This window comes from Agarivorans sp., from assembly GCF_050295395.1.
Taxonomy (GTDB): domain Bacteria; phylum Pseudomonadota; class Gammaproteobacteria; order Enterobacterales; family Celerinatantimonadaceae; genus Agarivorans.
Window position 1 is genome coordinate 1 of the sequence record NZ_JBNKPP010000138.1, and the last position, 10311, is coordinate 10311.

At 46.6% G+C, this 10311-nt stretch carries 8 protein-coding genes; 4 read left to right on the forward strand and 4 right to left on the reverse strand.

Annotated elements, in window-relative coordinates:
* Positions 1–116 precede the first annotated feature (116 nt).
* The 4 genes from ACQY6Q_RS08270 to fadB all read right to left on the reverse strand — a co-directional run bounded on the left by ACQY6Q_RS08270 (position 117) and on the right by fadB (position 5741).
* Positions 117–1556, reverse strand: a complete 1440-nt coding sequence (locus ACQY6Q_RS08270) for an ATP-binding protein (RefSeq protein WP_427980079.1) — start codon at positions 1554–1556, stop codon at positions 117–119.
* Positions 1546–2262: a response regulator gene (locus ACQY6Q_RS08275; RefSeq protein WP_427980082.1), complete on the reverse strand. Its 717-nt coding sequence runs from the start codon at positions 2260–2262 to the stop codon at positions 1546–1548. The genes ACQY6Q_RS08270 and ACQY6Q_RS08275 overlap by 11 nt, the downstream gene beginning before the upstream one ends.
* A gap of 141 nt (positions 2263–2403) precedes the next feature.
* The gene (gene fadA / locus ACQY6Q_RS08280; protein ID WP_427980085.1) at positions 2404–3567 is read right to left on the reverse strand and encodes an acetyl-CoA C-acyltransferase FadA; all 1164 of its coding nucleotides are present in this window, start codon (positions 3565–3567) and stop codon (positions 2404–2406) included.
* Positions 3568–3581: 14 nt separating this feature from the next.
* A complete protein-coding gene (gene fadB, locus ACQY6Q_RS08285) occupies positions 3582–5741 on the reverse strand; it encodes a fatty acid oxidation complex subunit alpha FadB (protein WP_427980088.1) in 2160 nt (719 codons plus the stop codon).
* A gap of 268 nt (positions 5742–6009) precedes the next feature.
* On the opposite strand from fadB, the gene pepQ reads away from it, so the two are divergent.
* The 4 genes from pepQ (at position 6010) to hemG (ending at position 10023) form a co-directional block, all read left to right on the forward strand.
* The gene (gene pepQ / locus ACQY6Q_RS08290) at positions 6010–7335 is read left to right on the forward strand and encodes a Xaa-Pro dipeptidase (RefSeq protein ID WP_427980091.1); all 1326 of its coding nucleotides are present in this window, start codon (positions 6010–6012) and stop codon (positions 7333–7335) included.
* Complete coding sequence (locus ACQY6Q_RS08295) at positions 7326–7952, forward strand: YigZ family protein (RefSeq protein WP_427980094.1); 627 nt, start codon at positions 7326–7328, stop codon at positions 7950–7952. Before pepQ ends, ACQY6Q_RS08295 begins: the two co-directional genes overlap by 10 nt.
* A gap of 77 nt (positions 7953–8029) precedes the next feature.
* The gene (locus ACQY6Q_RS08300) at positions 8030–9487 is read left to right on the forward strand and encodes a TrkH family potassium uptake protein (protein WP_427980097.1); all 1458 of its coding nucleotides are present in this window, start codon (positions 8030–8032) and stop codon (positions 9485–9487) included.
* A gap of 2 nt (positions 9488–9489) precedes the next feature.
* On the forward strand, positions 9490–10023 hold the full coding sequence (gene hemG, locus ACQY6Q_RS08305) for a menaquinone-dependent protoporphyrinogen IX dehydrogenase (RefSeq protein WP_427980100.1): 534 nt from the start codon (positions 9490–9492) through the stop codon (positions 10021–10023).
* Positions 10024–10311 lie beyond the last annotated feature (288 nt).

Consider the following 10311-nt stretch of genomic DNA (forward strand, 5'->3'; position numbering starts at 1 on the left):
TGTGAATTCCATTCCTAGTTTAACCAATCGATTTGCCGATGATTGGCTACTTAATAGACTAGATGAAACACACCGATAACAAAGTAACTGATTGTAACAAAACTGTTACAATGGACTTATTTTATGTGAGGTAGTTGGAGTTTTACTTCTAAACCTCCTTGGGGGAGGTTTTGTAAGCTAATATCGCCGCCATGGGCGTGGGCAATATTGCGGGCAATACCCAGTCCTAAACCCGATCCTGTTTGGTCTTGGCTTAAGCGAACATAGGGGTTAAAAACGTCTTTAAGGCGTTCTTCGGGGATCCCCGGACCATGGTCAACAAACAATAAACACAGCTCATTATCGTCGTCTAGCAGGTAAATTTCTATCGCGCTACCGTATTTAATGCCGTTTTCTACAAGGTTGCTAATACAGCGCTTGATCGCCAACGGCTTACCACGATAGCTGCGTGGGGTATCGCCAAACAAGGCCACCTTGTCGGCATAGGGTTCAATGCAGTGTTTTAAGTGAGTCATGATATTGATATCACTTAAATTTTCGTGAATATCGGTATCTTTAACGGTTTGTAAGGCCCCTTTAGCCATGATTTCCAACTCGTCTAAATCGCGGTTAAAAGCATCAATCACTTGGTCATCGTCGAGTAACTCGGCGCGTAGTCGTAATCGCGTAATTGGTGTTTTTAGATCGTGAGAGATAGAGCGAAACAACAGCTCTCGATCTTCGATATAGCGTTTCAGCTTACTTTGCATGGCATTGAAGGCTCGTGTGGCCTTGCGGATCTCGTCACTGCCTTCCTCTACTAAAGGTGGCTGAAATAAATCAATGGTTAAGCTAGATGCCGCTTTGGCCAAGCGCCGTAGTGGCCGCGTTTGACGGCGCACTAATACAAAGGTAAAGAGCAGCAAGAAAAAGGTCATCAGGGCAATGAACATGACTCGGTCTTGCGGTAGTAAGTTATCTTTTAGGCTCATGTAGGGAGCGGGAAGTAAGGCCGCCAGGTAAATCCATTCGCCACTTTCCAATTCTATCTGAGTCACCAAAATTGGCGGGTTAAGTGGTTTAATTTGTAGCGTGTGGGAAGCCCAAGACGAAGGTAAGTCTTTAAGATAAACGTCATTTTTTAAGATTTTCAGCTGCTCTGGCATGGCGAAGTCGACATCGATCATCGGGCTGCGTGCAAGCTCTCGATGTAATACTTCGCCTACCGTTTGAATCACTACGTTTTTTCGATGACTGTCAGGTATAGGCTCAATATTAATGAATTCTTTATTCAGCGAAACAAAGAAACGTGTGCCACCCATTTTGCGTAGTTGATCAAGTACAATATGGCGATATTCAGAAGGCAGCGATTCAAAAAAAGTCACCGTGGAGGCGAGGCTTAGCGCCAAGTTTTCTGAAGTCGAGCGAAGCCCTTCCGTTTCCGATTGACGTAGCTGATAAAACCAGATAAAGCTGCTGACACCTTGGGCTAAGCCAATGGCTAGCAGCAGCAATAACAGCATTCTCGCCAGTAGCGAGTTAGGCTTAATGCGTTCGATAAACGCCCTAAGCTTCATGGCTGACTTGTGTGACCATCATGTAACCCACGCCGCGAATGGTGCGAATTAAGCGGGTTTGGCTACCATCGTCTTTCAGGCGTTGGCGCAGGCGGCTGATTTGCACATCGATGCCTCGCTCCATGGGCAGACTTTCACGTCCCCGAGTGGCATCACTAATGGTGTCTCTGTCTAAAGTTTCGTTAGGATGTTGCAGGAATAATTGCAGTAAACGGTAGTCACTGCTCGACAGCTCCAGTTTGTCGCCGTCTTGATGCTCTAACTGTTGATTTTGTGTATCCAAGCGCCACTGGCCAAAACGGATATAGCGAGTATTGTGCTGTGCATTGGCAGTGACTTGAGAGCGCCTTAATAAGGCTTTAATTCGCGCTAGTAGTTCGCGTGGATTGAAGGGTTTACCGATGTAATCGTCGGCTCCCAGCTCTAAGCCGACAATTCTATCCATTTCGTCAGAGTTGGCGGTAAGCATAATGATCGGCACATTGGAGGTGCGACGGATTTGCTGACACAGAGTAAAGCCATCGTCACCCGGCAACATGATGTCCAGAATAATCAGCTCAGGGTCGTTGGTTTCGAGCAACTTGGTCATTTCTTCACCGTCGTTGGCACTAATCACGTCAAAACCTGACTTACTTAAATACTGTTGCAGCAAGTTACGAATTTCTTGATCGTCATCGACTACCAATAACTGTTTAGCTAAAACCATGAGCCTCTATACTGTGTGAATGAAAACATTCCCATAAGAATACCAAACAACCCGCCTAGGAAAAACGCTTGTGCCAAATAAGCAAAAAAAATGGGAGCTAAATGTTACCATTTGGCTCCCATTGTTAAGAATGAAGCGAAATTATGGGCGTTCAAACACCGTAGCGATGCCCTGGCCTAGACCGATACACATGGTTGCAACACCGAGTTTGGCATTTTTGGCCTCCATTAGGTTGATTAAGGTGGTGGATATGCGGGTACCAGAACAGCCTAGAGGGTGGCCCAAAGCAATTGCACCACCGTTGAGGTTAACCTTGTCATCCACTTGGTCCATCAAACCTAAATCTTTAACACAAGGCAGCGATTGCGCGGCAAAGGCTTCGTTGAGCTCAAAGAGGTCAATGTCGTCAATATTTAGCCCGGCACGTTTCAAGGCCTTTTGCGTAGCTGGAACTGGGCCGTAACCCATAATTGAAGGATCGCAACCGGCAATCGCCATAGAGCGGACTTTAGCACGCACGCTTAGACCTAGTTCTGCGGCCTTTTCTGCCGACATTACCAGCATCGCTGAAGCACCATCCGATAAGGCCGAAGAAGTGCCAGCAGTGACTTTACCGTTGGCTGGGTCAAATACCGGACGCAGTTGCGCCAAGGCTTCTACGGTGGTCTCTGGGCGAATCACTTCGTCGGTGCTGATTTTTTTAAGCCGGCCATCGGCGTCGTGGCCTTCAATGGGGTATATTTCGTTAGCAAAGCGCCCTTCAAGAGTGGCTTGATGAGCCAAACGGTGAGAGCGCGCGCCAAATTCATCCATGGCTTCACGGCTAATGCCGTGCATTTGCGAAAGTAACTCGGCGGTTAGGCCCATCATGCCTGCAGCCTTGGCTACCGATTTGGCCATGCCGGGATGAAAATCTACCCCGTGGTTCATGGGAACATGGCCCATGTGTTCAACCCCGCCAACGATGAATACATCACCTTGGTCTGCCATAATGGCGCGCGCCGCATCATGTAGTGCTTGCATCGATGAACCGCATAAGCGGTTAACCGTTACCGCGCCAGTTGAATGTGGCAGGCCAGCTAATAAGGCGGCGTTACGAGCAATATTAAAGCCTTGCTCTAAGGTTTGCTGAACACAGCCCCAGTAAACATCTTCAATATCCATCGGGTCCAGTTTGGGATTGCGTTCCAGTAAACCCTTCATCAATTGAGCAGATAAGTCTTCGGCGCGAACATGTCTAAAGCAGCCGTTTTTCGAGCGGCCCATTGGAGTTCGAATACAATCAACTATCACGACTTCTTTCATTTTATATTCCTCCATTAGCCTTGCTTGCCATAGTAAGTTTCGCCTGCCGCAGCTTTTGCGCGTAAGCCATCGGTAACGTGATACAAAGGACCCAATTCAGCGTATTGGTCTGCTAGAGCTACATATTTATCTAAGCCCATGTTGTCTAGGTAACGGAATACGCCACCTCTAAAAGGAGGAAAGCCTAAGCCATATACCAGCGCCATATCGGCTTCACCAGGACTTTGAATAATGCCTTCTTCTAAACAGCGCACCACTTCGTTAATCATCGGGATCATCATTCGAGCAATGATTTGTTCGCTACTGTAGTCTTGCGACTGGCTAGCCACTTTACTCAGTAGCTGATAGCTGGCTGGGTCGGCATCTTTTTTCGGTTTGCCACGGCTGTCTTTGGTATAAGCATAAAAGCCTAAGCCGTTTTTCTGGCCGAAACGTTGTGCTTGATACATAACATCAATGGCGTCTTCTGTGGTTTTGCCCATACGTTCTGGGAAACCTTTAGCCATCACTTCACCGGCGTGGTGGCCGGTATCAATGCCCACCACATCGAGTAAATAGGCGGGGCCCATCGGCCAACCAAATTGTTTCTCCATGATTTTATCGACTTGAACAAAGTCGGCACCGTCTTGCAGTAGCCGAGTGAAGCCAAAGAAATAAGGGAACAATACACGGTTAACAAAAAAGCCGGGGCAGTCATTCACCACTACTGGAGTTTTGCCCATTTTGGCGGCGTAGGCGACAACACTGTCGATGGTCTCTTGAGAGGTCTTCTCACCACGAATCACTTCAACTAAAGGCATGCGATGTACGGGATTGAAGAAGTGCATACCACAGAATTTTTCGGGGCGAGCCAAATCTTTAGCTAACAGAGAAATCGGAATGGTAGAGGTATTCGATGCAACAATGGTGTCGGCAGAGACTTTTTGTTCAACTTCTTTTAACACCGCCGCCTTAACTTTAGGATTCTCTACAACGGCTTCGACCACAATATCGCTATTGGCAATAGATTCATAATTTAGGCTTGGGTTAATCGAAGACAGTATCTTGCCCATTTTTAGGCCGTCAATGCGACCGCGCTCCAACTGCTTGTTTAGCAGTTTGGTGGCTTCGTCCATGCCAAGCTCTAATGCGGCTTGGTTAATGTCTTTCATTACAGCAGGAATGCCGCGACTGGCGCTTTGGTAGGCAATGCCTCCCCCCATGATACCAGCACCTAATACGGCAGCTTGATTAATGGGTTGAGCATTTTTTCCGGCTTTTTTCGCTAGTGCTTTAAGTTGCTGATCATTTAAGAAGATGCCGACCAAGGCTTGAGCCACCTCAGACTTGGCTAAGCCGATGAAGTTTTGGGCTTCGATTTTTAATGCATCTTCTCGATTACAGCGGGCGGCGCTTTCAATGGTTTTAACCGCTGTAATAGGAGCGGGGTAGTGAGGTCCTGCTTTGGCGCTAACCATGCCTTTGGCGCAGTTGAAGCTCATGGTGGCTTCTATTTTGTTAAGCGCTAAAGGAGCCTGTTTGGCGTGACGGCGGGACTGCCAATCGATGTTGTTAGCAATGGCATCGTTGAGCATGCTTAAGGCCGCTTCACGCAGTTGAGCACTATCTACGACAGCATCTACTGCACCAAATTTTAGGCACTCGGCAGCTTTATAGTTTTTACCCGTGGTGATCCATTCCATCGCATTGTCGGCGCCAATTACGCGGGGCAGTCGCACCGTACCACCAAAGCCAGGCATGATGCCGAGCTGGGTTTCTGGTAGACCGATGCGAGCATTGCTATCGGCAATGCGTAAATCAGTAGCGAGAATGCATTCGCATCCGCCGCCCAATGCGTAACCATTGATCGCAGAGATGCTAGGAACCGGAAGGTCTTCCAGCGCATTAAAGATGTTATTGGCTTTATTTAGCCAAGCGCTTAGCTGCTCCTCTGGAAGAGCGAATAGCCCTAAAAATTCGGTGATGTCGGCGCCTACGATGAAAGCATCTTTGGCGGAACTGACTAACAGACCTTTTAATTGTGGTTGGTTTTGTAGTGCGCTGATGGCTTCATCGAGTGAAACTAGGGTGCTTTTGTCTAACTTATTGACACTTCCTTGCTTGGCATCGAATGTTAGTTCAGCGATACCATCGGCAATATAACGAACACTGAGGTTCTCGCCTTGATATATCATTCCGCTCTCCTTATGGCTGGTGTTCGTTGCACCAGTTTGTGTAGGGGTTAGAGATAAATTGTAATCACTTTGTTACCTAAATATTAAAACAAATATAACACTCATTTAAAACACTTGTTTAATTATTTGCTGAGCAGAGCACAAATTGCGGCTTGAAATTGCCGATGAGATTGGTGGAAAATCCTTGATTAAACGCGTGAGATCTAAAAAAGCTGTGTTTAAATGGGCTATAACTAAATAGCCAATAAAAAGCCGCAGAGAGGATGCCATGGCAACGATTCAAGGTTTGTATACCCACCACATAGAGCAACTGCAGCAGCGGGTGGCTAAGTTGTTAGCGCGAGAGGGCTTAGATGCCTTGATCATTCACTCTGGTTATCCCTTACGTACTTTTCTTGACGATCAGCATTACCCTTTTAAAACCAATCCTCATTTTAAGCATTGGCTGCCGTTAACCGAGCACCCTCATTGTTGGTTGGTGATAAATGGCGTGGATAAGCCGAAATTGATTTACCATCAACCAAGCGATTATTGGCATAAAACCGCCGATGATCCCGCTGGCTTCTGGTTAGATAGTTTCGATATCGAGATTATGAAAAACCCTCAGGATATTGAACCTTTCTTGCCGGCTCAGCGGCAGCGTTGTGCTTATATTGGTGAGCATCCAGAGCTAGCAGAGGCACTAGCGATTGGCGAGCGTAATCCTGAGTCGGTATTAAGTTTCTTGCATTATTACCGTGCCTATAAAACAGATTACGAAATCGATAGCATTCAAGAGGCCAATCATAGAGCGGTAAAAGCGCATTTAGTGGCGAAGGAATTATTTTTTGCAGGTGCCTCTGAGTTTGATATTAATCTAGCCTACTTGTCTTGCTTGGGTAAAAGTGAGTACTCACTACCTTATGCCAATATTATTGCGATGAATGAGAACGCGGCGATTTTACATTACACCGCGCTCAGTGCTAAAAAGTTGGCGGAGAAGCAACATCATTCGATGCTAATTGATGCCGGAGCAGAGTGTCGTGGTTATGCCGCGGACATTACTCGAACTTATCCCTATCGCAAAGGTCTGTTTGCCGAGCTGATTGACGAAATGGACAAATTGCAATTGGCGCTGGTGGCAGAGCTTAAACCGGGCTTGCGTTATACCGATGTGCATTTGAAAGCGCACCGTCAGCTAGCTAAAGTGCTGGTGGATTTTGAGTTTGTCACATGTAGCGCATCGGCGGCGGTTGAAACCGGTATTACCCGTTATTTCTTCCCCCATGGCTTGGGTCATCACCTTGGTTTGCAGGTACATGACATGGGGGGATTTATGCAGGATGACAGTGGCGAGGTTCAAGCGGCTCCCGAGCACCATCCGTTTTTACGTTGCACTCGTATACTTGAACCTTCTCAGGTCCTTACCATTGAACCCGGGCTTTATTTCATTGCTAGTTTATTGGCCGAGTTAGCCGAATCCGATCACAGTCGCTTGATTAATTGGCCGAGGATTGATGAAATGCGGCGTTTTGGCGGTATTCGCATTGAAGACAACGTATTAGTGAGCGAACAAGCGCCGATTAATTTAACCCGAGAGCAAAATTGGAAATAACCAGCAGCGATTATCTGAGACCCAAACACACGGTTACTAGTGAAGAGCTGATCAAAAAGAGTCGCTTTATTAGTTTGATTGTTCCGGTGCTTAATCGCCAGCAGGCTCAGCAACAGATTGCCGAGATAAAGCTACAACATCCTCAGGCGCGCCATCATTGTTGGGCTTTTGTTGCTGGGCATCCTAGTGACAGCCAATGTTTAGGTTTTAGTGATGATGGTGAGCCCTCTGGCACGGCGGGAAAACCGATGTTAGCGCAGCTCCAAGGCAGTGGGCTAGGTCAGGTTATGGCGCTAGTGGTACGTTATTCTGGTGGAATTAAGCTGGGCACCGGCGGGCTGGTTAAAGCCTATGGCGGCGGGGTTCAACAGGCCTTGTCATTAATTGAAACGGAAACTGTGGTGGCCAGTGGTGAATGCCTCTTAGAGTTTGATTATGCTCATACCACTCAAGTTGAGTTGCTGCTAGCGCGTTACCAAGCGATTAAAGTCGATACGCAGTTTTCTGATGTTGCGCAGATGCGAATTAGTATTGCGCAAAGTTATTATGCGGAACTTAAGCAACAGTTGATCAATGTATCAAGTGGCCAGATAAATGTGGGTAAGCTGCTGTCTTAAGTTGTCTTGAAAGATGCTTTACTTCAAGATAGGCAATATCGATATAACTTTATAAACGAATAAGAGATAAAAAACGGATGCAAATCAGAGCGATTATTAGGATCGTTGGACTTCTAGTAATGTTATTTAGTCTCGCTATGATTGTTCCTGCTCTGGTTGCCGCCGTTTATAAAGATGGTGCGGGTAAAGCATTCATGGCGGCATTTGCCTTGTGTGTGAGTGCTGGTTTCTTATTGTGGTTTCCTCAACGACAGCAAAAGAAAGATCTTAAAGCTAAAGAAGGCTTTATGATTGTGGTGTTGTTTTGGACGGTGTTGGGCAGTGTTGGTGCTTTGCCTTTCATTCTTGCTGAAAACCCCGATATGTCGATTACCGACTCCTTCTTTGAATCCTTTTCTGGACTCACCACCACCGGTGCAACGGTGATTGTGGGCATCGAAAATTTGCCTAAAGGGATCTTGTTCTATCGGCAAATGCTGCAGTGGCTAGGCGGAATGGGGATTATTGTTCTGGCAGTGGCGGTGCTACCGATCTTGGGTGTTGGGGGGATGCAGCTGTATCGCGCTGAAATACCTGGACCAGTAAAAGATAAAAAGATGACGCCGCGGATTGCCGAAACCGCCAAAGTGCTTTGGTACATCTATTTATTTTTAACCATCTCCTGCTCGGTGGCCTTTTGGTTAGCGGGAATGTCTCTGTTTGATGCGATTTGTCACGCGTTTTCCACCATCGCCATCGGTGGCTTCTCCACTTACGATGCCAGTTTGGGCTACTTCGATAGTTCAGTTATTAATAGCATTTGTGCGGTGTTTTTGATTATCTCAGGGATTAACTTCTCACTGCATTATGCTGCTATCAACGGGCGTAGCATTACCTTTAAATACTATTTTCTGGACCCTGAGTGTCGTGCTTTCTTCTTTATTCAGATTGTTCTCACTTTGGTTTGTTTAGCCATTTTGCTTGCTCAACAGGTGTATGACTCAGCTGCTGTTGCGCTAGATCAGGCCTTTATTCAGTCGGTTTCCATTTCGACTACAGCCGGGTTTACCACCACTAGTTTTTCAGAATGGCCGTTATTCCTACCGGTTTTGTTGGTGTTCTCCAGTTTTATTGGTGGCTGCGCTGGTTCGACCGGCGGCGGCTTAAAAGTGATTCGAGTATTTTTGCTTAGCCTGCAGGGGATGCGCGAACTAAAACGTCTGGTTCATCCACGCGCCGTGTTTCAAATCAAGTTGGCCAATAAGGCCTTACCCGATAGGGTATTGGAAGCGGTGTGGGGCTTTTTTTCTGCTTATACCTTGGTGTTTGTCATTTGTATGTTGGGGTTAATTGCCGCCGGTATGGACGAACTATCGGCGTTCTCTGCGGTGGTGGCTTGTTTAAATAACTTAGGGCCTGGCTTGGGTCAGGTGGCGGTGCATTACTCGGATATTAGTGATGCCAGTAAATGGGTGTTATTAATTGCGATGTTGTTTGGTCGCTTAGAAGTCTTTACTCTGTTGGTTTTATTTACCCCCGCGTTTTGGAAGAGTTAATAATGAAACTACTGGTCTTGTATTCAAGTTGTGAAGGGCAAACCTTAAAAATAGCTAAGCATATTGTTGCACAGCAGCCACAAACAGACCTAAGCGTTGACTACCAAAACTTGGAGCAACTCCAGCAAGAGGTAAATTGGTCAGACTACGACAAAGTGCTGATTGGCGCTTCGATTCGTTATGGTAAATTTAGGCCACATTTATACTCTCTGTTAGCTAAGTACCAACAACAGCTGGCGAATTTGCCAGTGGCATTTTTTGGCGTCTGTTTAACAGCGCGTAAGCCAGAAAAGAGTACTCCAGAAACTAGTGTCTATATGAAGAAGCTCAATCAGCGTGCTGAATGGATGCCAGAGTGCCAAGCGATATTTGCTGGTGCGCTACTTTATTCTCGTTATACTTGGTGGCAAACCCGTCTTATTCAAATGATTATGAAAATGACCGGCGGAAGTACTGATACCTCACAGGATATTGAGTTAACCGACTGGTCTAAGGTAGATGATTTCGCGATGCACTTCGCAAAATTGAATGAATAATCAGCGTTTTCTACTTGTTTTCTTAAATTCTGCGCAAGCTTTGAGCAGTTGAACCAAAAATCCTATTTTTCTTCAAAAAACGCTTGCGCCTTGGGAATCGATGCCTATAATGCACCTCCACTGACACGGCACACAGCGCTGCAGAGCAACGTTGATGCAAGTCAGGGCTAGCAAGGCCTAGGGCTGAGTTGGCGGCTTTCAAACCGGTTTTTAAAATGTTTTAAAAAAGCGGTTGACAGTCACAGAGGATGGCGTAGAATGCGCACCTCGCTTCGACAAGAAGCAACG

What these genes read in the sequence shown, in the direction of transcription:
- ACQY6Q_RS08270 (WP_427980079.1), bottom strand. Translation starts at nt 1,556, where the DNA reads ATGAAGCTTAGGGCGTTTATCGAACGCATTAAGCCTAACTCGCTACTG.
- ACQY6Q_RS08275 (WP_427980082.1), bottom strand. Translation starts at nt 2,262, where the DNA reads ATGGTTTTAGCTAAACAGTTATTGGTAGTCGATGACGATCAAGAAATT.
- fadA (WP_427980085.1), bottom strand. Translation starts at nt 3,567, where the DNA reads ATGAAAGAAGTCGTGATAGTTGATTGTATTCGAACTCCAATGGGCCGC.
- fadB (WP_427980088.1), bottom strand. Translation starts at nt 5,741, where the DNA reads ATGATATATCAAGGCGAGAACCTCAGTGTTCGTTATATTGCCGATGGT.
- pepQ (WP_427980091.1), top strand. Translation starts at nt 6,010, where the DNA reads ATGGCAACGATTCAAGGTTTGTATACCCACCACATAGAGCAACTGCAG.
- ACQY6Q_RS08300 (WP_427980097.1), top strand. Translation starts at nt 8,030, where the DNA reads ATGCAAATCAGAGCGATTATTAGGATCGTTGGACTTCTAGTAATGTTA.
- hemG (WP_427980100.1), top strand. Translation starts at nt 9,490, where the DNA reads ATGAAACTACTGGTCTTGTATTCAAGTTGTGAAGGGCAAACCTTAAAA.